This window comes from Aliarcobacter lanthieri (assembly GCF_013201625.1).
Lineage (GTDB): Bacteria > Campylobacterota > Campylobacteria > Campylobacterales > Arcobacteraceae > Aliarcobacter > Aliarcobacter lanthieri.
This window is the reverse complement of the sequence record NZ_CP053839.1, coordinates 2,088,792-2,112,903: the sequence shown is the minus strand read 5'-3', so window position 1 is coordinate 2,112,903 and position 24,112 is coordinate 2,088,792. Positions and strand designations below refer to the sequence as shown.

Here is a 24,112-nt window from a genome sequence, read left to right as displayed (position 1 = left end):
TTTTACTCATATATTTAAAGTTATGATTTTATTTTTTGGAATATTATAAATATTAATTAAGTCATTTATAATATGATCTTCCCTACCTAATACAGCAATTAATATAATATCAAAAATAAAATCTTGAATATTTTTTGGATTATGAATAATATGTTTTGAATTAGAGAAATTTTGATAATTTCTATCTATGATACAAGTTACTTTTTCTTCCAAAAAATAACTTGCTAATTCGCCAAATGTACCATATCCGTAAATTGCGATTTTATTATATTTACTTTTTAAATCAAAAAGTTGTTGATGTATTTTATTTATATCTTTTGAAAGATTAAAATTATTTGTAAAATCTTTTTTTGAAATATCATGTCGATTTTTAAAATCTATCTCTTTTTTATCGATAATTTTTATTTCTTCATCTGTTAATAGTTCTTTATAGTCATCATTCTCTTTTCCAATAAAACTCATTCCATCTTTTTCTAATACTATTCCATCTCTTGTAGGAATAGATAAGATAGGTGTATATTCAATATTTAAAAATTTAGCAACTCTTTTCATTGTATTTTCTGTATTTTTTACTAAATCATTAAAATCAACAATTAAAAATTGTTCAGGATATTGCTCTTGTAGCTTTTCATTTGTATCAAAATATTCTAATATTTTTTCTATCTCTTCCCTTTGTAAAATCACATTAAATGGAGTATTAAAAGCTTGATGCTCGTTTAAATCTCTAGGTCTTTCTTTTCTATTTGTTCTTGTTGCTATGATATTTTTAAGACCTCTTTTTACAACTATACTTTTCATATTTGGAAAGATTTCAGGAATATTTTTATAATTCTTAAAATGCCCAGGATGACTCATTGTTGCATAATATTTGGGAAAATCTTTTTTTTGAGTGTGAACTTCGTAATAAGATTTATATAGAGTTTCTATTATAAATTCTAAATCCCATTTTTTGCTATTTTCTAAAGAAGTATAAAACTTTTTATCAAACGCATAAAAATTTGTTGAGTAAGGTAAGTAACCAATATTATTAGTTGAGTATACTATTCCTAATTGACCTTCAATAAAAAATTTTTCAAATTTGTAGTATTCAGTAATAGATAAAATCTTTCTAAGATGTGTAGTGTGTTTTTTTGTTACCCATTCTTCATTATTTTTCTGATTTAGTAATGCTACATGTGAAAAGTCGTGTATAGGATTTACAAAAATATCCTTATGTCCATCAAGTAATGACCATAAAACACTTTTCCCACCAGCAAACCATCCATCAATTTGAATTAACATCATTTTCTCCATGATAAATATTTAGAAGTGATTTTGCAATTTCATAATCTTCTTTTTCATCAATATCAATACCTGCAATTTTAGAAACTAAAAATTTATTAGGATTTTTTCCTAAAAAATATCCTTCTTCTAATATAGATTTCTTATTTCTCATATATAAACCATTAGTAACACGATAAATATTTGGTAATTCCTGACTTATAGTATGATTTTTATTTGCTTGATAATTAATTGTTTGATTTTCATTCCATAAGTATTCTTTTAATAAATTTGCAGAAAAAAGAGAATCATAATTCTTTTTTTCGATAATTTCTTCCTCATAAGTTTCAAAAGCTTTTTTATATTCTTTTGGACTCATTAGTGGTACAACAGCTGTAACCCATGCAATATGTTCAAATGGAATATCTTTAACTATTCCTGTTATAACTTCACTAAAGGATGCTTTATGACCATCTGCTAAATAAAAATCTCTGTGGTGTATTTGTACATTATTTTTTGATGCAATTATTTTTAATTTATCACTTTCAGTACTCACAAAAATATTTTTATTTGAAATTATTTGTTTAAGTTGTTTTATTTTCCATTCTAAAAGATTACTATCTCCAAATGGTAGAATAGCTTTCTCTTTTACTCGAGAACTACCAAGTCTTACAGGTATTACAACACCAATATTATTAAACATTTAGATCTCTTTTAAAATAAGCAGAAATAAGTTCTTTTGAAATTTGATATGTATGCATATCTTTTATTTCCACTGAAGATAGATAATCAAGTTCATATAGAAAATGATTATCACAATATAAAGATTTTTTTTCTATAGCAATACTTTTTTTAATAATATAACAACCATTTGTAACTATTCTAATAGGAATAAGTTCATTTCTCGGTGTAAATGTATCAGAAAAATTTAATCTATTATTATTGTAGTAAGCATAATCATATTTTGAATATACACTTACAATAGAATCAATATTTTTACTATTCTCATATTTCTCTATCATTGATAAATAATCTTTACATTCAAGAAATGGTGAAGTAGGGTTAGTCCAAATTATAAAATCTTCTTTAACTTTAGATAATGTTTCCAAGATAATTTGATTAAAAGATTTTTGTTCAATTCGTTTTATAAAATTAATTTCTTCTTTCAAGGCAATATCTTCTATGATTTTACTATCTGAACTAATGTAAATTTGAGATGGTTTTGTAAATTCTTTACATTGTGTTATCTTCCATTCAAGTAAAGTTGTATCTCCAAAAGGTGCTAAATCTCCAAATTTATGATATTTATTTGTCTCTTGTGCTGGTATTATTACAGCGAAATTCATTGAAGTCTCCTTTTTAACTCAGTAAGTCTAGCTATTTCTGCACTTATTTGTATTTCACTAAATTCTTTTTTTGATAGGATATATAATTCTTCGAATTTCAAAGCTTCTTTTATTGCATTTTCTTTCTCTAAAAAGACTTTTGTTGGTAATATAACTTTTCTAGTTTCAAGTTTATAAATTATTTCTTTTAAATCAAAATATTTTCCATTTATTTTATCTATAGTTTTTACTGATATACTACCACCTACAGTAAATGTTAAATTAGAATTTTTTATTTTTTCTCCAACTTCTTGTAAAAGTTTAAAAGTAAACTCACTATCAGGTTTTATATTTTTATCAAAATAAGAAGATGTTAAATCTGAACGTCCTATAGTGATATTATCAAATCTTCCATTCGCAAATTCCAGAATATTTTCAAGTTGTTCTATAGCATTTTTAGTTTCAAGATTCAAAGTAGTATGGATTTTATGATTTCCATAAATTTTTGTAAGACTATCATAAAATTTTTTTGCCCCAAATTTACTCTCAACCATTGGAGCTATTAATCCATCTACATCAATTTCTAAAGAATCTTTTATATCTCGAATAGCTTCTACTCCACCAATTTTTAAAAAAAGTTTTATTCCAGCTTTTGATGTGAGTCTTCTAAGTCGCATTAAATCCCTAAATGAAGAACCTTCTGCTTCAAATTCTGCTTTAATCCCTTGAAGATTGTATTCATTTTTTAGTTTACAAAGCTGCTCATATAATTTATCTTCTATTCCAAACATATTTAGTAACCTTAAAGAAATTGTTTTAATTGAGTAATAAAATTTTTTGTAGAAAAAACTCTTTCAACATTATAAATATTATTAGTATTTAAACTAATATCTGTTGTATCAAGTATAAAATTATTTATATCATTTACAATAATATCATTATATAGAAACATTTCGTAAGTTGTAACTTCAGGATTCATATAAACTTTTTTCCCCATACCAAGTAAAGTAATAATATTCCCCATACCTTGTTGCCTATTGTGATTAAAAATTCCAATATCAATTGTACTTAAAAATTTATAGTAATCTTGTTCATTCATAAAATCAATAATTGGTTTAAATTTATCCCCAAAGATTTTATATCCTATTTTCATAACCTGCATTCCATATTTAAAATCACCATAAGATAATGGAACAAAAATTTCAATATTCTCATTTTTATAAATTTCTAATTTATTAAATACTTTAAAATGTTGGTTAGTTTCTGTTGAAGAATTACCTATTAAAATTCTAGTTTTATTATCAATTTTAGGTCTTGATTTTATATTTTTAAATAAATTACTTGTATATACAAAGGCTTCAATATGTTTACCTTTTGCATTGTAATTATTTCTAACATAATCAACTTCACCCTTCGTCCCTGTTACTAAATAAGGAACATTTTTTATCACATATTTTTGTAATTCAGATTGTTTTTCAGGGAAATAAAAATCTCCTCCCCACATTATCCAAAAACATTTTTTCAATAATAATGGATTCTCTTTTAAGATTAAATTGACTTTTTCTCTCCATAATCCATGTAAAACTATTTTTTTAGCTTCATTCATATATTGAACTAAAGTTGTAAAAATATCATCATCATTATGGAGAAATTCAACATTATGCTCTTTTTTTAGACCATAATTATACTTTTCACTAGTAATAAATACATAATAATGATCTTCTCTTCCAAAATATTTATCCATAAAATTTATAAAAGGAGCCAAAAATTTATCTAAAATCATAATATGTAAATATTTCATAGTTAATCATTAAGTAAAGAAGATAAATTTTTTATAGCTGGGATGAACTCTTTATATTTTAAAGCAAGTTCAACTTGTTTAAATGAACTAAATTCAAAATAATTTGAATTTATATCTAAGATAAAGTTTTTTTCAAATGATTGTATTAATTTATTATAAGCATCTCCAAAAAAAGAGTCATTCCCATCAACTCCAAATTTCTGAGGGTTTTTATAAAACCTATTAAATGAGTTTTTATATTTAAACTCATATTCTTGAATTGATAAATTTTTTACTTCAAAGTTGATAAAAATAGAAAAATTAATTTTCTTTCTAATTTCTAAAGATATATTATTATTTGATGAAATCCAAATTAAACAATTTTTAAGAATATCTCCTATTGTTGATATAGTTATAAAGAAAGTATTTTTTGATACCTTAAAAGTATTTTTTAAATTTTTTGTCTGTTCTTCATCAAAACAAAATCCATTAAACTCAAATTCAGGAAATCTTTTCATCAACTCTTTTATATGCCTAACGAACTCCACATCTTCTAAATTCTCTTTAGTAGCCAAAAACCCTATACTATTTGGTTTATACATACTTTTAAGTTCTTCACTTATTGGTTCATTTAAACTATTTATAAATTTTGCTTCATTAAATTTTTCATGATTTTTATCTATCAAAGTATAAGGAGAGTTTAAAAGTTCTTCACCTGAATTGTGATTTTTAAAAGAAATAGTAGCTTTCCCCCCAATATACTCATTAGGTAAATTATAAGTAAAAGCTTGATTTTCTACATCATACATATCATCAATTTTTTGTATAAACTCATTTGCTTCTATTGTATCTATTAGTTTATTATCTAAATAAACATCTATTTTTTGAGGTTCATCACTACCTATTTTTTTTGCAAAACCTAAAAAAGAAAAAAAACTTTCTGTATGAAGTACTCCATAAGTTTTATTAGGTTGTATAGGACTAGTCATTAGTTACCTCTTATAAAATTTATATCTATTTTATCAAATATAGTATTAAAAGCATTCAAAACTTCATCAATTTGTTTTTCTAAAATTTTATTTGCAATATCTTGATTTTTTAAAATATTGTGATATGGTAAAACTAGTTTAAAAAATCTATTAAAAATATTACAAATCATAGATTGTGGATAGTTCTCAAAAATTACTTTAAACTCTTTATAAAAAGTATTTTTATCCAAATCATTTAGCTTTTTTAACACTTCTTGCTCTTTATTTATTTCATTTTTATCTATACTAGCTAAATTACTTTTTGAGATATTATTTAAATTATTTAAAAACTCAATTTTAAATAATTCTTTAGATATATTCTCAAAATTAAGATGATCTAGTTTTAAAGGAAATGAACCTTTAAAGTATGCTCCTGAACCTAAATTATATATTTTAGTCTTAGGATGAATACTTATTATTTCTTCAAGACTATCTATCATATCGATATATTCTCTAAAAGTAGGAACTTGGGCTTGTAAATTTCCTTTTACATAAATGATATCTGTTTTAAAATCTCCACAATTTTCTACATTTAAGTTTACTTTTCTTGAAGATTTATGAGTTCCTATATGAGTTTTTCCATTTTTACTATCAATTGAAGCATCTATTCCTAAAAGATAAATTTCACTACTTCCGAGTTTTGCTAAAATATCAACTCCTAAATCTCCAACTGTAACTCCACTTAAAAATCCAAAACCAGAAAAAAGTTCAAGAGCATTTTGTAAAAAGTAGATATTTGTATCTTTTAATTTTGTACTAAAAAGTTCATAATCTAGTTTTATTGATGCTAAGACAATAGAGTTTTTATACATTAATTCATCTGTATTAAATTGTTCTAGCATTACATCTTTTTGCCCATCAATAACTAAAATAATATCTGGAATAATATTTAAAATTCTAAGATGCTTTAAAACTGCACTTGAAGCAACTATTATGAATTTTTCTTGATTTAGGTATATCCATTCTAAATTTTTTGCTAAAGATACTCCAGCTCCCAAGAATAAAATCTTTTTATTTTCTAAAAAGTTATATTTTTTTGAAAGATTTATAATATTTCTTTCTTCTTCAAAAAAGTATTTATATCCTCTTTTTAAACTTATTATAAATTCACTAAATGGATATCTCATTTGAGAATTTTCTGTAAGATAAGAGTTCAAATCATTGAGTATTGAATTATAATCTTCATTTATTAATTCAAAATGTATTAGATTATTTAATTCAAATTTATACTCTAGAAATTCATTTGTAAGTTTTTTTATGTTTAATTTATTTTCATCTATAGCAAAAAATAGTTTTGACTCTTTTGATATACTTTCATAATCACATAAAAAAAGTGAAAGTCTAAATATTTCTAGATTTGGTTCAATTATCAAATATACTTTTGCATTGAAGTGTTTATGGAAATCGTTTATATGTACACCAAGTAATGTTCCAATAAAAATAAATTTATTGATTTCTATATTTATATTTCCAAAATTTTGTATATATTCATTTAGATATAAAGAGCTATTTAACTCATTTTCATAGTAGTTTCTTTTTTCTATATTCTCAAGTTTTATAAGTGTAAAAGCATTGCTAAATTCAAAACTATTAATTCTATTAAGTGAATCATAAAAAGGTTCAATATTATATAGGTTTTGATTCTTTTGTAAATCTATTAATTTAAATTCATCATCTATAAACTCTAAAGAATATTTTTCTTTATTACTTTTTTCAAAATCAATTATCTTTTTATATAATTGTGAATGATGTATTTTTAAAAAATTAATATTATTTAAATAAATTATATTAAGAGTTTTTTGTAATTCTTCTATTTGCTTTGCTTTATCCATTTAGTAGTATAATAAAAGCAATATTATAAAAAGGTTATTTATGACAGAAGCACAAATTCAACTACAAAATGCACTTACAACTACATTTTTAGCAAATTTAGCGTTTTTGAGTGAATATGATAATGAACTCTATCATAGAATTGAGAATCTATCAAAAATGATAGAAGAAGGTACTTATGTAGAGAGATATGCTTTAGAATTTATTATGGAAAATGGTGATTTTGATATTTTAGATACTCAAACAAACCAGTATATCTATGGAAAGAATCCTAGAAAAATAAATAGTGACTTGCTAGAAAAGATAGATTTTGAAAATACTAAGTCTTTTTCAAGTATAGAAGGTTTTTTTGAGTATAAAAATTCTCCTACAATAGATATAAATTTTGAATTTAAAGGTGAATTCGGCTCTTTACTTCAAAGCTATTTGCATGAGTATTCAATTACTTTAAATGATTTTTTGGATAATAAAACAAAAAAATATAAAAAGATAGAAAAATTTATATTTTTTGGTACTTTTTTAGGGCGACATATTCCAGCAATTGCACAAAAAATAGATGCTTCTTTATATATGGTATTCGAATCAAATCTTGAGATCTTTAGACTTTCACTTTTTACAGTAGATTATACAATTTTAGCAAAAAATAGTGGAGTAATCTTTTCAATTATGGATGATACATTCGATGTTGAGAAAAAAATATCACTATTTTTAAATATAGGAAGATTTGATAACTATCTAATAAAATTTATAGATATAAATACGAATGTAGACAAGTATTACTATACTTTGGTATCTTTATTAAATACAATGAAAGCTACAAAATATGATTTCTTAAGAAGATTATATGTCTATGTAAATAAAACAACAAATTGTATAAAAGAGAGTTATGATTTTTTACTTTTTGATAGATTAAAAGAAGAATTAAAGATTTTAAAAGATACTCCAGTTTTATATTTAGCAGCAGGTCCTTCTTTGGATGAAAATATAGATTGGATTTATAATAATCAGGATAAATTCTTTATAGTTACTATTGGTTCTGTTTATAATAAACTTTTAAATAAAGGTATAAGAGTAGATTTAGTTACAACTTTGGATGAACAAAAATGGTTAGAAAGAGTTCAATTTTCAAATGAAATTTTAGAAAAATCTTCTAAACATACAATTTTTTTTGCATCAGCTATCACAAATGAAAAAATATTAAAAAAACTAAATAAAAAGAATCTTTTCATATTTGAAATTTATGAATCATTTTTTAAAAATAATTATGCTTTTGATGGACACAGTATAGGTGAAGTAACTTTAGATATTTTACTGCAATTAAATATAAAAAATATTTATTTAATTGGATTAGATTTAGCTTTAAATCAAAAAACTGGAGATACGCACTCAAATAGTGCTGGATCTGGAGTATCAAAAGTTGATATTAATAATAAAGAGAAATCTTTTAGTAGAAAAAGTTTAGTTACAGTAAAAGGAAATTTTGAAAAAGAGGTAAAAACAATAGAACTTTTTTATAGTTCTATAAAAGATATAGAACAAAAACTTATCTTGAAAAATGAATCAACAACAATATATAATTTATCGAAGCATGGCGCATATTTTGAAGGTACAATACCTTTAAATTTAGAAGAAGTAGATATAAAAAGTTTTAAAACTATAGATATAAAATATTTTGATTTACAAAATAATTTAAAAAAGTTTTCAAAAGATAGTTTAGCTGAAAGTCGAAAAAAATCTTTTATAGATGAGATAAATTTTTTACAACAAAATTTAAAAGAACAATTAAATGCTATCAAGGAATATGATTTTAAAAATTATATAGATTTGAACTCTATAATATTAGATTTCTTGCAAAATATTAAAGATAATGATATTTTAATTTTATATAAAGTTTTACATAATTATTATGAGATGGTTATTCCATATTTAAATTATCATTTTAATGATTCAAGATTAAACCAAGAGTATAAAAAGGTAGAGAAAATAAAGGATATTTTCACTACACAAGTTGAGAATTTAATAAACGATTATATCTTTTGTATAAATAAAATTATATAACTATTTTAATAAGTAGGTATATAATATTTCTTAGACTATTGAAGTAGTCTAAGAACATTTTGAGAAACAGAATTAGCTTGGCTGATTGCAAATGAACCAGCTTGAGAAATAATGTTCAATTTATTAAAGTTTGCAGATTCTTGAGCATAATCAACATCTCTGATGATAGCTTCAGCAGCTTTAATATTTGTAGATTGAGTAAGTAGATTTCTTACTGCACTTTCTATTTGATTTTGAGTTGAACCTACATCTCCTCTATATGTATTTAATGTAGTAATAGCAGCATCAACAGTTTCTTGTGAACTTCCAGCAGTAGCTACAGATATAGTTCCAGTTTGATCTAGATTTCTAAGAGCAGTTAAGCCTAATCCAGTTGTATTTGCTCTGATAGATTTCATAGATATCATATCATCAGATTTTTCTCCAACTTGGAAACTATGTCCAGCAGTAGCTGCAGCTCCAGAAGTTCTATCTGCTTGTAAAAGTTGTAAACCATTGTAGTTTACTTGTTTTGCAATATTATCAAGTTGCTCTAATAATTTACTAATATCTTTAGAAATAGATGCTCTACCTGCTGTTGAAGTAGTAGCAGTATTTGCTTGGATAAGTTTAGATTTAACTGTATCTAGAATTTTAGATTGTTCATCCATAGATTTATCAGCAATTTGTAGTAAAGTTACAGCAGAATTACCGTTAGCAACACCTTGATTTATAGATGTAACTTGAGTTCTAAGTTTATCTGCAATAGCAAGACCAGAAGCATCATCGCTAGCTTTATTGATTTTTAATCCTGTACTTAGTTTTTCTAGTGAATTTTTTATACTATTATTTGTATTCGTTGCCGCTTCTTGAGCTGTAAGTGAAGATACATTTGTATTTATTCTCATAAATAGTCCTTGTTTTTAATTTATGTAACATAAGTACATATAAATTATTTAGGCTATTATTACAAAGTAATTCATAAAATTAGTTTAAATTGAATAAATTTTTATAGAATAAATAAAGAAGAGGAAAAATTCCTCTTCTTTTTAATAAAAGAGAATGCTAAATTAAGACTTAAATTATTGTAAAAGTCTTAATACATTTTGTTGAGTAGCATTTGCTTGGCTGATAGCATATGAACCAGCTTGAGAAATGATATTCAATTTATTAAAGTTTGCAGATTCTTGAGCATAATCAACATCTCTGATGATAGCTTCAGCAGCTTTAATATTTGTTGACTGAGTCATAAGGTTTCTTACAGCAGACTCAACTTGATTTTGAGTAGAACCTACGTCTCCTCTATATGCATTTAATGTAGTAATAGCAGCATCAACTGTTGCTTGTGATGTACCAGCAGTAGCTGCACTGATAGTTCCAGTTGAGTCTAAGTTTCTAAGAGCAGTTAACCCTAATCCAGCAGTATTTGCTTGAATAGCTTTCATAGATATTGTATCATCAGATTTTTCCCCAACTTGGAAGCTATGAGCAACACTTGCACTAGCACCAGAAGTTCTATCTGCTTGTAAAAGTTGTAAACCATTGTAGTTTACTTGTTTTGCAATATTATCAAGTTGTTGTAAAAGTTTACTAATATCTTTAGAAATAGCTCCTCTACCTGCTGTTGAAGTAGTAGCAGTATTTGCTTGGATAAGTTTAGATTTAACTGTATCTAGAATTTTAGATTGCTCATCCATAGATTTATCAGCAATTTGTAGTAAAGTTACAGCAGAGTTACCATTTGCAATACCTTGATTTATAGATGTAACTTGAGTTCTAAGTTTATCTGCAATAGCAAGACCAGAAGCATCATCTGAAGCTTTATTGATTTTTAAACCAGTAGAAAGTTTTTCTAGTGAATTTTTTATACTGTTATTTGTGTTTGTTGCTGCTTCTTGAGCTGTTAAAGATGAAACGTTTGTATTAATTCTCATTTTATTTCCTTTTATATTGTTAAATAGTTTGCTAAATCTTTTATAAAGATTTCACAGCCTAAAACCTTCTTGTCTCTTTGAAAAAGATTCAAGCATAGAGTATCAAAAAAACCTTTTGACTCTTCGGATTGCATCCAACCCTAAATTTATAATTGAATTATTATATAACTTTTCTTAAATTTAGATTAAAAAATAAATTAGTTTTCAATTTTTTTTAAAATTACACCACTTTCAATATGTTCAGTGAATGCAAATTGATCAAACAATGCAAATTTTACTATTTTATGAGTTTTTACTAATTCTTGTAAATCTCTATGTAAAGTTTCTGGATTACATGAAATATATATTATATTTTCAAATTCTTTTGCTAGATTTCTAGTAGTATCATCTAATCCACTTCTTGGTGGATCCATAAATATAGTATTAAAGTCATATGCTTTTAAATTAATATTTTTTAATCTATTAAATGGTCTTTTTTCTGCTAGTGCTTCTACAAATTCTTCTGCACTCATTCTAATAAACTCAATATTTTCTATATTATTTAACTTACAATTTCTTAAAGCTGATTTGATAGATGTTTTTGATATTTCTGTCGCTAAAACTTTGTTGAATTTTTTTGATAGTGGAATTGTAAAATTTCCACCCCCGCAATAAAGTTCACATAAATCTTTAGTTGAACTTTGTGTATTTTTTAAAACCCATTCAATCATTTGTATATTTACATTCGTATTTGGTTGAGTGAATCCATTTTCTTCATATGCAAATTTAAACTCTTGATTTTCTATGGTTAAAGTTTCATTTATAAAATCATCACTTAAAACAATTTTTTGTTTTCTACTTCTACCAATTATTTTTATATTTAGTTTATTTTCTATTTTTTTTGATAATTCACACCAATCACTTTCAAGTTTTTTATGATAAATCAAAGTTACAAGCATGTCATGAGTAGAACTATTTAAAAATTCAATAGCAAAAAGTCTAAAAGACAATAACATATCTTTTTCAAGCTCTATTAAAAGTTTTGGCATAAGGTTTGATATATCAGAACTTACAATAGAACAGGAATCTATCTTTAAAATATCTTTATTAAAATCATTCATAGCAAAAGATAAAATATCTTTTTGACTATTTTCATCTTTTTCCCACCAAACTCTAAATTCAGCACGATTTCTAAAGTTTTTTTCACTACTTTTAATGATATCAAACTCAATATTTGTAAAGTTTTCAAATCGTTTTTTTTCTCTTTGAATTTTATAATTTAGTTGTTCATCGTAAGTTTTGTCATATAGTGTACAGGAAGCACAAGTCCCAAAATATTTACAGTTCATTAAAATTAAATCCTTTATTAAAATAAGTATTATATGGAAATATTGGTAAAAGTAGATATAATTTATGAATTTTAAAAAAGAAGAATTATGAAAGAAAATTGGCAAGAACAAATACAGAGTCTATTAAATTGTGATTTAAAATCACTTTATCCACTAGCAAGAAGTTTAAATAGAAAATTAGAGTTTTATGTAGGCCCTACAAATAGTGGAAAGACATACAATGCTTTATTGAAATTAAAAGAAGCAAATAGTGGGTTATACTTAGCTCCACTTAGGCTTTTAGCACTTGAAGGATATGAAGATTTAAAAGAATCAAATATTGAGGCTTCTCTTATAACAGGAGAAGAACAACAATTAAATGAAGATGCTGCACATGTTTGTTCAACTATTGAAATGTTGGATTTTGATTTGGAAGTTGATGTTGCAGTTATTGATGAAGTTCAAATGCTTGAAGATGATGATAGAGGTTGGGCTTGGGTAAATGCAATTATTGGAGTTCCTGCAAAAAAAGTTATTATGACTGGAAGTGTAAATGCTCTTGAAGCTGTAAAGAAAATAGCTCAATATCTAGGAGAAGATTTAAAAATTGTAAAACATAAAAGAAAAAATGAACTAAAAGTTTTAGAAAAATGGACATCTTTAGAAAAACTTGATGATGGAACAGCTTTGATAGCATTTTCAAGAAGTGATGTTTTGAAATTAAAGCAAAAATTACAAAAAAGATATTCTGTTTCAGTAATTTATGGTAATTTATCTCCTGAAGTACGTAGAGATGAAGCTAGAAGATTTAGACAAGGAGAAAGCCAAATCCTAATAGCTACAGATGCTATAAGTATGGGCTTAAATCTTCCTATTAAAACAATATTATTTACTACAGATACAAAATTTGATGGGGTAAGAAAAAGAAAAATTAGTGTAAATGAAATAGTTCAAATAGCCGGTCGTGCTGGAAGATTTGGAATATTTGAAGCAGGATATTTAGGTGCCACAAGAAGAGATGTTTTAGAATATATAAAAGAGGAATTTAAAGCTCCTATAAAAACAATAAAACCACCATTTAAAGTGAAAATAAATAACTTCCAACTTGAAAATCTTTCAATGCATCTAAAGACAAAATCTCTAGGAAAAGTTTTAAACTTTTTTGCCTTAAATATGAAGTTTAATGGTCCTTTTGAAGCAGCAAATCTTTCAGGTATGCTTGAAGCTTCAAGAATTGTTGATAGCAAAGATGGTTTGAGTTTAGAGGAAAAATATCTTTTATCTCAAGCGCCAATTACTGCAAAATCTACTATTATTTTACAAGCATATACTTCATATATTGCAAGTGTTATTAAAAAAAAGGTAAATCATTATAAACCATCAATTACTTTACCTAAAAAAGCAATAACTCAAAAAGATTTACTTTTAGTAGAAGATGAGGTAAAAAAAATATCTCTTTATCTTTGGCTTTCATATAAATTTCCAGAACTTTTTCCAGATCATGAGAAAGCATATATTTTAAGAAATTATTTTAATAGTTTTATAGAACAGTCTTTAAAAGAAGGTGTTTTAATAGATGAAAAGAATTTTGAAGATAAACCAAAGTATAAAGAAAGAGCTAAAAAACAAGATAAAGTTTTCAATAAAAGAGATAGAACTTATAAGAGGGATAAAAAAAGATTTTAATAATTTTTTAGTTAGAATAGAAGACTATTTTGTAAATGAAAAAAATAAGGAAATTTAGTGCTGAGTTTTTTTAAAGCTGATGAAGATAGCTTTTCTCAAGAATTAATGTCAAATAAAATTGATATAAATAAACTTAAGAAATATATAAAAAAGGGTGTAGATATAAATTTTACTGATGATAAAGGAAGAACAATCCTTTTTGAATTAGTTTATAAAAAGAAATTTAATGCTATTAAAGTTTTACTAGATTTAGGGATTAATATTTACAAGGAAGATAATTTAGGAAAAACTGTATTAAGCGAAGCTTGTGAAAAATATGATTTTATGATGATTAAATTTTTGCTTGATAATGGTTTTGATGCAAATAGAAAAAATTCTAAAGGTAGAACTATCTTACAAGATAATGTACTTTTAGGAAATGAAAAAGTTTTTCAAATACTTTTAAATTATAATTTAGATTTTGATATAAAAGACAATGATGGAGAAACAGTACTTTTTGATGCAGTTACAAATGGTAATATTGAACTTCTAAAAAGGGTAATTGAAAATATAAAAGATATAAATGTTGTAGATAAAGATGGACAAACTGCACTATTTAGAGCAGTTTTAAAAGATGATTTGAGAATTGCATTAACTTTGATATCGAGTGGAATAAATGTTAATATAATTGATAAGTATGGACAAAATGTACTTTTTAATACTATTTTACAAGGTGAAAAAAATCAAATAATTTTAAAGCATTTAATAAGTAGAAAAATAGACTTAAATATTGTTGATTATAGAGAAAAAAATATAATTGATGAGATATTTTATATAACTACATTACAAAAATATGATAAAGACTTAGATGATAAAAGATATATTTTAATTTCTTCTAAAGATGACTATTTCTCGTTAGCATCACAGATTATTAATGGTGGATTTAAAATTGATAATTTAGATAAATCTGGTAGAACATTAGTTCAAAAAGAGATAGAAAAAAGAAATTTAAATACAGCAGAATTTTTAATAAATTTTGGAGCAAGTATAAATATCTTAGATGAAAATGGTAGAAATTTAGTACATAAAGAGTTTTTAAAAGGGTATTCAAATAGCAGGATAACAGAGTTTCTTATATCAAAAGGTGGAAATCTTAATCAAAGAGATAAATTTGCAAAAAGTTTAGTTGAAAACCTAATAGATTTAATTTTAATATCAAAAGGTGATAAAGAAAGAAATCCAAGTTTAGATGAATATTTAAAAGATGATGGTGAATTTGATATTTTATTAAAAAAAGCATTAGCAAATGGTGCTGATATAAATCATAGAAAAGTAAATGGTAGAAATCTTGTATTTGAATTAGTTGATTACGATAGTTTTGAAATTCTTGATATTTTAGTTGAATATGGAATAGATGTAAATTGTATTGATTATGATGGGTATACCCCTTTGATGTATATGATTGAAGAAGGTTTAAAAATAGAAGATAGAACACTAAAAGCCTATTTTGTAAAACGTTTACAGAACTTTTTAAAATATAAAGTAAATCTTGATGTACAATATAAAGATGGTAAAACAGTAATTCATAAAGCCGTTATTGCTGATGATTTAGTAGTTGTTGAAAAGCTTATGGTTAAAAAAGCAAATTTAAATTTAAAAGATAGTCATGGTAGAACAGCACTGCATCATACACAATGGAAAGGAAATTATCAAATAGCAAGATGGTTAATTTCTGCTGGAGCTGATATGAATTTACCTGATAATAGTGGATTTAATATCTTGAATTATGCTGCTATTTTAGGACATACAAGACTTGTAGTTACACTGATTTCCTCTGGTATTTTGATGTATAATAATAATCCTAAAAATAAAAAAGTTGCACAGTTTTTTAAAACTAAAGAAAAAGGTTTAGATAAATTTTTAGTTGCTGATGATATTAGTGATCATAAAATGAGAAATGCTTTGATTGAAGTTGTTACAAATTTAAAAAAAGAAATAAATGAAGCTTTAGCTTAAAAAGGTTAAAAATGAATAAAAAATCAATAATTATATTAGCTGCTGGTGCTGGAACGAGAATGAAATCAGAACTTCCTAAAGTTTTACATAAGATTTCTGGCAAACCAATGCTTTATTATTCTATAAAAGAGGCTTTAAAACTTAGTGATGATGTAACAGTTGTTTTATATCATCAGTTTGAAAGAGTAAAATCTGAAATGGAAAAATATTTTTCAAATATAAGTTTCGTGATACAAGATCATTTAAATTATCCTGGAACAGGTGGTGCAGTTATGGGCATCATTCCAAAATATAATAAAGTTTTGGTTTTAAATGGAGATATGCCATTAATACAAGCAAATGAATTACATAAATTTGATATTGATGCTACTATTGTAATGTCTGTTTTAGAATTAAAAAGTGCTGATGGATATGGAAGAGTTATTATTGAGAATGGAACTGTAAAAAAAATAGTTGAACAAAAAGATGCAAGTATTGATGAACTTCAAATTACAACAGCTAATGCTGGTATTTATCAATTTGAAACAAAGTTTTTACTTGAAAATTTACCAAAATTAAATAATAATAATGCACAAAAAGAGTTTTACATAACTGATTTAGTAGAAATAGCAATAAAGCAAAATAAAGTTTTAAAACCTTTAATTGTTAATGAAGAGAATTTTAAAGGAGTTAACTCTAAAGTAGAACTTTCAGATGCTGAAGTAATACATCAAAATAGAATAAAAAAAGAGTTTATGAAATCTGGAGTTATTATGAGATTACCTGATACTATATATATAGAAGAGGGTGTTCAAATAGAGGGCGAAAGTATAATTGAAAATGGTGTAACAATTTTAGGAAACTCAAAGATTATAAATTCACATATAAAAACTAATAGTATTGTAGAAAACTCTTTAGTTGAAAATAGTGATATTGGACCAATGGCAAGAATTCGCCCTGATAGTAAGATAATGTCTACTCATATTGGAAATTTTGTAGAAACAAAAAAAGCAGTTTTAACAGGAGTTAAAGCTGGACATTTAAGTTATCTTGGAGATTGTTTTATTGATGAAGGAACAAATATTGGTTGTGGAACAATAACTTGTAACTACGATGGAGTAAAAAAACATCAAACAATTATAGGTAAAAATGTTTTTGTAGGAAGTGATACACAATTTGTTGCTCCAATAACAGTTGAAGATGATGTAATAATTGGAGCAGGAACAACTGTAACAAATGATATAAAAAAAGGTGAACTTTACGTAACTAGAGTAAAAGAAAGAGTTATAGATGGTTACTTCTATAAACATTTTGAAAGTAAGAAAAAATAATGCTTTTAAAAAATAAAAATATACTTTTGGCAGTTACTGGTTCTATTGCAATTTACAAAAGTTTAGAACTGATAAGATTTTACATTAAAGCTGGTGCAAATGTACGAGTTTTAATGACTAATGGTGCTAAAAAATTTATAAATCCTATTACTTTTGAAGCTATTTCACAAAATAATATTTTAGATGAAAATACTGAAAGTTGGGATAAAAACAAAGATTATAATCATATAGATATTACAAAATGGGCAGATATTTTTGTAATTGCTCCAATTAGTGCAAATACTATAAATAAAATAGCTTGTGGTTTGGCTGATAATTTACTTTTACAAACAGTTCTTGCTTGTAAAAAAACTATTATTTTATCACCTGCTGCAAATACAAATATGATTGAAAACTCAATTACAAAAAATAATATTGAAGCTTTAAAAGCCTTAGGTTTTAAAATTTTACAAACTCAAACAAAAGAGCTAGTTTGTAAAGATATTGGGAATGGAGCTATGGCTGATCCAATAGAAATTTTTCATGAAACAGTAAGAGAACTTTTAAAGAAATCTTATTGGGAAGATAGAAAAGTTGTTTTAAGTGGAGGAGGAACACTTGAAAGAATTGATGATGTAAGATATATTTCAAACTTTTCAAGTGGTAAAATGGCTACAAGATTAGCAACTGCATTATATTATTTAGGAGCAGATGTTAGTTTGATATCTACAAGAGGATATGAAAAATTACCATTAAATGTAGATTTGAAAATTGTTGATAGTTCACAGAGTATGTTTTTAAATCTTAATGAAAAATTAAATCAAAAAAGATTAAAGAAGAGTTTTTTATTTATGGTTGCTGCTGTTAGCGATTATATTCCTGAAAAAACTTTTAAAGGAAAACTAAAAAAAGAGAGTTTAGGTGAAAGTTTTAGTTTAAATTTAGTTCAGAATATTGATATTTTAATGAATATAGATAAAAAAGATATTTTTTCTATTGGATTTAAAGCAGAGATGGATAAAGAAAATGCAAAAATTAATGCACAAAATATGTTAAAAAACAAGAATCTTGATGCTGTTTGTTTAAATATTTTAGATGAAAATAATACATTTGGAAGTGATGATAATATAATAGAACTTATTTTAAAAGATAAAATTTTTAATTTTACTGGTGAGAAATTAGAGATATCTTTAGAAATTTTAAATAGTTTAGAAAAAGAGTTTAAATAATGGTTGAAGAAGGAAAACCAGAACACATAGCCATAATAATGGATGGAAATGGAAGATGGGCTAAACAACGAGGGCTTAAAAGAACAGCAGGACATGAAGAAGGAGCAAAAGTTGTAAGAGAAATTACAACTTATTGTACAAAAGTTGGTATAAAGTATCTTACTTTATATGCTTTTTCTACTGAAAACTGGAATAGACCAAAACTTGAAGTTGAGTATTTGATGAAACTTTTAGAAAAGTTTTTAAAAAATGAATTAGAAACTTTAATGAAAAATGAAATTAGATTTAAAGCTATTGGAGATTTAAGTAAATTTTCAAACTCATTACAAAAGACTATAAAAGAAGTTGAAGAAAAAACTTTGAATAATAAAAATTTAACTCAAGTTTTAGCTTTAAATTATGGATCAAAAGATGAAATAGTTAGAGCAATAAAAAAGTTAAATGAAAAAAAATTAGAAATAACAGAAGAAAATTTTGAATCTTGTCTTGATACAGCAGGATTTAGTAATGTTGATTTACTTATTCGTACAAGTGGTGAAATAAGGCTTTCAAATTATTTACTATGGCAAAATGCTTATGCAGAGTTATTTTTTACAAATACATTATGGCCAGATTTTAATAGTAATGAACTTGAACTTATACTAGAAGATTTTAAAAAAAGGCAAAGAAGATTTGGAGCATTATAAAAGTTTAAAAGTAATAATTTCATCTTTTTTTGTAATAATATTACTATTTTCTAAATTTCATTTAGGGATTGTATTTATTCAATATTCAATATTTTTTTATATTCTATTAGTTCTTTGTTCATATGACTTAAAATATAAGGCGGTTCCTGATTATTTACTTTTAGTTGTTTTAGTTTTATCATTTTTTATAACAAAATTTGATTTTATAACATCTTTCCAAAATGCTTTACTTTTAAGTGGTGCTATGGTTTTACTAAATTTTTTAGTTACTTTTTATATACAAAATATAAAATCAAAGATTTTAAATGATGAGAGTTTAAAAACAAAAACTGCTTTAGGTGAAGGGGATATACCATTAATTGCATCAATAGGAGTTATTTTAGGATTACAAGAAGCAATTTTTACTATATTCTTAAGTGCAATTATTGGTATAATACATATAATTTATATAAGAATAATGAAAAAAGACAATGAGATTCCATTTATTCCATCTTTAGTATTTGCATTTTTTTTAGAGTTTTTTTTAAATATTTTTAGCTATTTGAAGGATTTTTATTGAGATTAAATAATTATTTATATTCGCAACTATCACTTACTTTTTTCCCAATATTTTTAGGGTTGTTTTTTATAACATCGGTTGTTTTTTTAGTAAGAATTGTATCTTTAACATCAGTTATTACAATAAATTTTTTTGAGTTATTTGAACTTTACAGTTATACTATTCCTCAAATTTTACTTTTTACATTTCCTATATCTTTTTTTATATCACTATCAATAAGTATTTCAAAGTTATCAGGTGAGTATGAACTTACTGTGATTACATCTTTTGGAGTTGGACCAATAAGAATTATAAAATCATTTTTACCTATCACAATTTTTGTATCTATAACTTCTCTGATTTTAACATTAGGTTTAATTCCTAAAACAAAATATTCAATGAATGAATTTATTAATGTAAAAAAGGCTGAAGCAAATTTTAATATAAGAGAAAGTGAATTTGGTCAAAAATTTGGAGAATGGCTTATTTTTATAAATTCTAAGGAAAATAATATTTTTAAAGATGTTAAATTATTAAAAGCAAGTAATAATAATGAGAATGAACAATTTATTATTGCGAAGGAAGCTTTTTTAGATAATGATGGCTATTTGATCTTTAAATTATTAGATGGAAAAATCTTTATACTAGAAAAAGATTCTTTAAATCAGATAAATTATGATGAAATGTATATTAATGAAGTTATAAAGGATAACCAGATTAATTCTTTTACAACTAGTTTTAATTATTGGATTTTAAGTTTAAAATATAATTTGGATAATGATTCTTTTATATTCTTTATACTAACTTCGATATTTCCTTTAATATCTATATTTTTAGTTATAATCTATGGATATTTTAATCCAAGATATGATAAAAATAGAACAGTAATTTATTCTATTATTACAGTAGTTATATATTATATATTTATAAAATATATTGGAGATAGATTTTTATTACATTCACTTTATATTATTCCTTCTATTTGGTTATTTTCAAGTTATATTTTATACAGTAAGACAATAAAAAAAGAGTATTGATTTGAATTTGAAATTTATTTGTTCTTATGATGGAAGTTTATACTTTGGAAGTCAAAAGCAACCAAATCAAAATACAGTTGAAGATGAACTTTTAAAAATTTTTAAAACTTTTAGTATTGATACAAAGATTATTTTTAGTGGAAGAACAGATAAAGATGTTCACGCTACAAAACAAGTTTTTAATTGTTTTATTCCAGAATATTTTGATAACTTTTTTAAATTAAAAGATATTTTAAATAGAAGGCTTCCAAGTTCTATAAAAATTTTAAAAATATCAAAAGTAAGTGATGATTTTCACTCAAGATTTAGTGCAAAAAAAAGAGTTTATAGATATATAATTACTACAAAACCTACAACACCTTTTAATGCAAAATATATGACTTATGTAAAAAATGTAGATGAAGAACTTCTAAAAAGTGCGATAAAAGAGTTTATAGGAGTTTATGATTTTAAGTTCTTTCATAAAACAGGAAGTGATAAAGAGAACACAAAAAGAGAAATTTTTGATACAAAGTTTTATAAATATAAAAATATTTATATTTTTAAATTTACAGCAAATTCATATCTAAGAAGTCAAATTAGACTTATGGTTGGTTTTTTACTTTCTATTAATGAAAAAAAATTAACAATAGAAGATTTAAAAAATCAATTAAATTGTAAGAAACATATATTTAAAACTCCTGCTAGTGCAAATGGTTTGTATCTTGCACAAATAAAATATTAAAGGATAGAAATGAAGAATTTATTAAAAATATTTACTTATATAGCTTTTTTAAACGTTTTTTTATTTGCAAACTCTGAAATTAATATACAAAAAGGTATTGATTTAATTGGAGCAGAGCAAAATCAAGAGTTTACTTTAGAATCTAAATTTCATAAACAAAACTATTTAGTACAAGTTTATAAACCAAAAACAGTAGCACCAAAAGATGGTTATCCTGTGTTATATATTTTAGATGGGAATGCAACTTTCCCTTATGCTTCAGTTATGGCTCAAGCTATAGATAATATGTCATATCGTACTAAAAAGACACCTCCTTTGATAGTATCAATAGGCTATGCTTCAGGAGAACTTTTTGATATAGAAGCAAGAAGTTTTGATTATACTCCACCATATGAAGGAGAACTAAAGGCTCCAGAAAATCGTGGGAGTTCACAATATATTCAAGGTGGAGCAGAAACTTTTTATAGTTTCTTACAAAATCAATTAAAGCCAATTATTGAAAAAAATTATTTAATTGATAAAAATAAACAAACTTTATTTGGGCACTCTTATGGTGGTCTTTTTACTTTATATGCTTTTTTAAATCATCCAAATGATTTTCAAAATTTTGTATCAGCTAGTCCATCTATATGGTGGAATGATTTTGCTATATTAAAAGATATAGAAAATAAAAAAATAGAGTTTAAAAATCCAACAAAATTAATTTTGAGTGTAGGTGAAATAGAAAATAAAGATAAAAATCCAAAAGATGTTGAGATATTTGCTTCAAATTTAGAAAATACTAAAAATCTACAAATAAAGATTTTTAATATATCAAATGCTACTCATCTTGAGGCTTTATTCCCTGCATTAAATCAAGCATTAAAAATATATGATTAATATATTTTTGAAGTTTATTATCTTTTTTATATTTAGTATAAATTTATTTGCTTATGAATTTAAATTAAATGAAAAAGATATAAAATTTATAAATAGCTCAAAACAAAAAACAGCTATTTTAAAAAGATTAGAAAAATATAAGGAATTTAAAGTAAAAGCTAAAAATTTTGATATAGATAAAAAATTATCACAAACAAACTTTTTTATTAATAGAACTTTACCTGAATTTGATAGTAAAAGTTCAGGAATTGATGATTATTGGATGACTCCTAAAGAGTTCTTTTTTAAAGGATTTGGAGATTGTGAAGATTATGTTATAGCTAAATATTTTACTCTTTTAGAGTTAGGAGTAAAAAAAGAAGATTTATATCTTGCAATTGTAAGTGTAGAAGGAAGCCCTGGGAAACATATGGTTTTACTATATTTAAAAGACAAAAATAGATCCGCTTTAGTTTTAGATAATCTTAGTTTTAAAGTTCTTCCTTTTTCAAAAAGAACTGATTTAACTCCTATTGTTGCTTTTAATGAAATAGATTCATATCAATTTTCAAAAGATAAGTTTACACAAAAAGCAATTATTGATTGGCAAAATGACAATAAATGGGAAAAAATTCTAAATAGAGTTTACAAATTAGATGAATAATAAATATTTTTTTAAAAGTATTTAAAAACACTTGACAAATATTGACTCAATAAGTTATAATTCTTTAGCAGTTTGAGATATAGAGTGCTAAATTTATGAAATGGTTATAATTTATGATAGATAAAAAAGAGTTCTTATTACAATCTATTATCAAAGCATATATAGAACATTTAGAGCCAATTGGTTCAACACAATTAAAATCTATGTATGATTTATCATATTCTCCAGCTACAATTAGAGGTTATTTTAAGAAATTGGGAGATGAAGGATATTTAGTTCAAGAACATATAAGTAGTGGAAGAACACCTTCAAATGAAGCTTTAAGACAATATTGGAGTGGAAAATTAGATTTTAATTTGAGTGGTATAAATATAAAATCTTTAGAATATTTTAGTTCTAAAATTGGATTAACAGTGTTTCTAAAAAAAGAGAAGCAAGATATTTTAAGAAATATAATAAATGTAGAAAATAGATATATGATTTTAGAATTTTCAACTTTTGCAGTAAGTATCAGATACAGTGAAGCTTTAAGTAGATTTTTAAAAGATTTTTTAAACTTTGAATTAAAAGATATTTTAAAAATCTCAAAAGATGTTGGAGCATTCGAGTTATATAATAGTATAAATCAAAGTTTACAAAGTGACAATTTTGAGATTTTTAACTACAAAGAGTTTTTATCTTTGGCATTGAACTATGATTTTGATGAGTTTACAATTGATAGATTTTTGAAAGGATATATTATAGATGATCTTCAAGAAGGGTTATACTTTGATAGATTCTTACCACAAAACTATATTGGAATTTGTAAATTTTGCAAAATCAATAACGAAGACGTTAAAATGTTGGTTGTTGGTGAGTTATCAAAAGATTATGAATATTTTTTTGAAAAAATTATACAATTTTAG

22 protein-coding genes are annotated in these 24,112 nt (G+C 24.3%); 12 read left to right on the top strand and 10 right to left on the bottom strand.

Translation table 11 applies throughout. From position 1 onward, the window contains the following. Nucleotides 1-6: 6 nt before the first annotated feature. From ALANTH_RS10575 to ALANTH_RS10545, 7 genes are read right to left on the bottom strand one after another with little or no spacing between them, the layout of a single operon-like run. The gene (locus ALANTH_RS10575; RefSeq protein WP_026808358.1) at nucleotides 7-1,281 is read right to left on the bottom strand and encodes a sulfotransferase; all 1,275 of its coding nucleotides are present in this window, start codon (nucleotides 1,279-1,281) and stop codon (nucleotides 7-9) included. Further along, the gene (locus ALANTH_RS10570; protein ID WP_026808359.1) at nucleotides 1,265-1,963 is read right to left on the bottom strand and encodes an acylneuraminate cytidylyltransferase family protein; all 699 of its coding nucleotides are present in this window, start codon (nucleotides 1,961-1,963) and stop codon (nucleotides 1,265-1,267) included. Before ALANTH_RS10570 ends, ALANTH_RS10575 begins: the two co-directional genes overlap by 17 nt. Further along, complete coding sequence (locus ALANTH_RS10565) at nucleotides 1,956-2,606, bottom strand: cytidylyltransferase domain-containing protein (RefSeq protein ID WP_026804176.1); 651 nt, start codon at nucleotides 2,604-2,606, stop codon at nucleotides 1,956-1,958. The genes ALANTH_RS10570 and ALANTH_RS10565 overlap by 8 nt, the downstream gene beginning before the upstream one ends. Next, on the bottom strand, nucleotides 2,603-3,376 hold the full coding sequence (locus tag ALANTH_RS10560) for an aldolase/citrate lyase family protein (protein ID WP_026808360.1): 774 nt from the start codon (nucleotides 3,374-3,376) through the stop codon (nucleotides 2,603-2,605). The genes ALANTH_RS10565 and ALANTH_RS10560 overlap by 4 nt, the downstream gene beginning before the upstream one ends. A gap of 11 nt (nucleotides 3,377-3,387) precedes the next feature. After that, on the bottom strand, nucleotides 3,388-4,386 hold the full coding sequence (locus tag ALANTH_RS10555; RefSeq protein ID WP_026804174.1) for a TDP-N-acetylfucosamine:lipid II N-acetylfucosaminyltransferase family protein: 999 nt from the start codon (nucleotides 4,384-4,386) through the stop codon (nucleotides 3,388-3,390). A 2-nt stretch (nucleotides 4,387-4,388) separates the two neighbouring features. Then, complete coding sequence (locus ALANTH_RS10550) at nucleotides 4,389-5,354, bottom strand: hypothetical protein (protein ID WP_026808361.1); 966 nt, start codon at nucleotides 5,352-5,354, stop codon at nucleotides 4,389-4,391. Further along, nucleotides 5,354-7,225: a 6-hydroxymethylpterin diphosphokinase MptE-like protein gene (locus tag ALANTH_RS10545; protein ID WP_026808362.1), complete on the bottom strand. Its 1,872-nt coding sequence runs from the start codon at nucleotides 7,223-7,225 to the stop codon at nucleotides 5,354-5,356. Before ALANTH_RS10545 ends, ALANTH_RS10550 begins: the two co-directional genes overlap by 1 nt. Nucleotides 7,226-7,265: 40 nt before the next feature. Between ALANTH_RS10545 and ALANTH_RS10540 the strand changes: the two genes are divergently transcribed. Then, entirely contained in the window at nucleotides 7,266-9,281 is a 2,016-nt protein-coding gene (locus tag ALANTH_RS10540) for a motility associated factor glycosyltransferase family protein (RefSeq protein WP_026808363.1), read from the top strand. A 35-nt stretch (nucleotides 9,282-9,316) separates the two neighbouring features. Here ALANTH_RS10540 and ALANTH_RS10535 read toward each other — a convergent pair whose 3' ends face one another. The 3 genes from ALANTH_RS10535 to trmA form a co-directional block, all read right to left on the bottom strand. Beyond that, nucleotides 9,317-10,168 (bottom strand): flagellin N-terminal helical domain-containing protein, encoded by an 852-nt coding sequence (locus tag ALANTH_RS10535; protein ID WP_026804170.1) that lies wholly within the window; start codon nucleotides 10,166-10,168, stop codon nucleotides 9,317-9,319. Nucleotides 10,169-10,342: 174 nt separating this feature from the next. Continuing rightward, a complete protein-coding gene (locus ALANTH_RS10530; protein WP_026808364.1) occupies nucleotides 10,343-11,194 on the bottom strand; it encodes a flagellin N-terminal helical domain-containing protein in 852 nt (283 codons plus the stop codon). A 197-nt stretch (nucleotides 11,195-11,391) separates the two neighbouring features. After that, nucleotides 11,392-12,522 (bottom strand): tRNA (uridine(54)-C5)-methyltransferase TrmA, encoded by a 1,131-nt coding sequence (gene trmA / locus ALANTH_RS10525; protein ID WP_026808365.1) that lies wholly within the window; start codon nucleotides 12,520-12,522, stop codon nucleotides 11,392-11,394. A gap of 87 nt (nucleotides 12,523-12,609) precedes the next feature. On the opposite strand from trmA, the gene ALANTH_RS10520 reads away from it, so the two are divergent. From ALANTH_RS10520 to ALANTH_RS10470, 11 genes are all read left to right on the top strand, one after another. After that, complete coding sequence (locus ALANTH_RS10520; protein ID WP_026808366.1) at nucleotides 12,610-14,187, top strand: helicase-related protein; 1,578 nt, start codon at nucleotides 12,610-12,612, stop codon at nucleotides 14,185-14,187. Between the two features lie 57 nt (nucleotides 14,188-14,244). Further along, entirely contained in the window at nucleotides 14,245-16,182 is a 1,938-nt protein-coding gene (locus ALANTH_RS10515) for an ankyrin repeat domain-containing protein (protein WP_026808367.1), read from the top strand. Between the two features lie 11 nt (nucleotides 16,183-16,193). Continuing rightward, entirely contained in the window at nucleotides 16,194-17,492 is a 1,299-nt protein-coding gene (glmU, locus tag ALANTH_RS10510; RefSeq protein WP_026808368.1) for a bifunctional UDP-N-acetylglucosamine diphosphorylase/glucosamine-1-phosphate N-acetyltransferase GlmU, read from the top strand. Further along, a complete protein-coding gene (gene coaBC / locus ALANTH_RS10505; RefSeq protein WP_026808369.1) occupies nucleotides 17,492-18,700 on the top strand; it encodes a bifunctional phosphopantothenoylcysteine decarboxylase/phosphopantothenate--cysteine ligase CoaBC in 1,209 nt (402 codons plus the stop codon). Before glmU ends, coaBC begins: the two co-directional genes overlap by 1 nt. Then, nucleotides 18,700-19,386, top strand: coding sequence for a di-trans,poly-cis-decaprenylcistransferase (locus ALANTH_RS10500; RefSeq protein WP_026808370.1), 687 nt, complete (start codon nucleotides 18,700-18,702; stop codon nucleotides 19,384-19,386). Before coaBC ends, ALANTH_RS10500 begins: the two co-directional genes overlap by 1 nt. After that, on the top strand, nucleotides 19,373-19,945 hold the full coding sequence (locus tag ALANTH_RS10495; RefSeq protein WP_172658516.1) for a prepilin peptidase: 573 nt from the start codon (nucleotides 19,373-19,375) through the stop codon (nucleotides 19,943-19,945). The genes ALANTH_RS10500 and ALANTH_RS10495 overlap by 14 nt, the downstream gene beginning before the upstream one ends. Then, nucleotides 19,942-20,961: an LptF/LptG family permease gene (locus tag ALANTH_RS10490; protein WP_026808372.1), complete on the top strand. Its 1,020-nt coding sequence runs from the start codon at nucleotides 19,942-19,944 to the stop codon at nucleotides 20,959-20,961. The genes ALANTH_RS10495 and ALANTH_RS10490 overlap by 4 nt, the downstream gene beginning before the upstream one ends. Nucleotide 20,962: 1 nt before the next feature. Beyond that, nucleotides 20,963-21,685: a tRNA pseudouridine(38-40) synthase TruA gene (truA, locus tag ALANTH_RS10485; RefSeq protein WP_026808373.1), complete on the top strand. Its 723-nt coding sequence runs from the start codon at nucleotides 20,963-20,965 to the stop codon at nucleotides 21,683-21,685. A gap of 9 nt (nucleotides 21,686-21,694) precedes the next feature. Further along, nucleotides 21,695-22,564, top strand: coding sequence for an alpha/beta hydrolase (locus tag ALANTH_RS10480; protein ID WP_026808374.1), 870 nt, complete (start codon nucleotides 21,695-21,697; stop codon nucleotides 22,562-22,564). Then, nucleotides 22,557-23,207 carry a transglutaminase-like cysteine peptidase gene (locus ALANTH_RS10475; RefSeq protein WP_026808375.1) on the top strand — a complete coding sequence of 217 codons (651 nt, stop codon included), beginning with the start codon at nucleotides 22,557-22,559 and terminating at the stop codon, nucleotides 23,205-23,207. The genes ALANTH_RS10480 and ALANTH_RS10475 overlap by 8 nt, the downstream gene beginning before the upstream one ends. 113 nt (nucleotides 23,208-23,320) lie before the next feature. Further along, on the top strand, nucleotides 23,321-24,112 hold the full coding sequence (locus ALANTH_RS10470; RefSeq protein ID WP_026808376.1) for a heat-shock regulator: 792 nt from the start codon (nucleotides 23,321-23,323) through the stop codon (nucleotides 24,110-24,112).

Coding starts and splice junctions, on each gene's coding strand:
- ALANTH_RS10540 (WP_026808363.1), top strand. CDS start 7,266: ATGACAGAAGCACAAATTCAACTACAAAATGCACTTACAACTACATTT.
- ALANTH_RS10545 (WP_026808362.1), bottom strand. CDS start 7,225: ATGGATAAAGCAAAGCAAATAGAAGAATTACAAAAAACTCTTAATATA.
- ALANTH_RS10560 (WP_026808360.1), bottom strand. CDS start 3,376: ATGTTTGGAATAGAAGATAAATTATATGAGCAGCTTTGTAAACTAAAA.
- ALANTH_RS10570 (WP_026808359.1), bottom strand. CDS start 1,963: ATGTTTAATAATATTGGTGTTGTAATACCTGTAAGACTTGGTAGTTCT.
- ALANTH_RS10530 (WP_026808364.1), bottom strand. CDS start 11,194: ATGAGAATTAATACAAACGTTTCATCTTTAACAGCTCAAGAAGCAGCA.
- coaBC (WP_026808369.1), top strand. CDS start 17,492: ATGCTTTTAAAAAATAAAAATATACTTTTGGCAGTTACTGGTTCTATT.
- ALANTH_RS10575 (WP_026808358.1), bottom strand. CDS start 1,281: ATGTTAATTCAAATTGATGGATGGTTTGCTGGTGGGAAAAGTGTTTTA.
- glmU (WP_026808368.1), top strand. CDS start 16,194: ATGAATAAAAAATCAATAATTATATTAGCTGCTGGTGCTGGAACGAGA.
- ALANTH_RS10475 (WP_026808375.1), top strand. CDS start 22,557: ATGATTAATATATTTTTGAAGTTTATTATCTTTTTTATATTTAGTATA.
- ALANTH_RS10470 (WP_026808376.1), top strand. CDS start 23,321: ATGATAGATAAAAAAGAGTTCTTATTACAATCTATTATCAAAGCATAT.
- ALANTH_RS10550 (WP_026808361.1), bottom strand. CDS start 5,354: ATGACTAGTCCTATACAACCTAATAAAACTTATGGAGTACTTCATACA.
- ALANTH_RS10555 (WP_026804174.1), bottom strand. CDS start 4,386: ATGAAATATTTACATATTATGATTTTAGATAAATTTTTGGCTCCTTTT.
- ALANTH_RS10520 (WP_026808366.1), top strand. CDS start 12,610: ATGAAAGAAAATTGGCAAGAACAAATACAGAGTCTATTAAATTGTGAT.
- ALANTH_RS10565 (WP_026804176.1), bottom strand. CDS start 2,606: ATGAATTTCGCTGTAATAATACCAGCACAAGAGACAAATAAATATCAT.
- ALANTH_RS10480 (WP_026808374.1), top strand. CDS start 21,695: ATGAAGAATTTATTAAAAATATTTACTTATATAGCTTTTTTAAACGTT.
- ALANTH_RS10535 (WP_026804170.1), bottom strand. CDS start 10,168: ATGAGAATAAATACAAATGTATCTTCACTTACAGCTCAAGAAGCGGCA.
- ALANTH_RS10500 (WP_026808370.1), top strand. CDS start 18,700: ATGGTTGAAGAAGGAAAACCAGAACACATAGCCATAATAATGGATGGA.
- trmA (WP_026808365.1), bottom strand. CDS start 12,522: ATGAACTGTAAATATTTTGGGACTTGTGCTTCCTGTACACTATATGAC.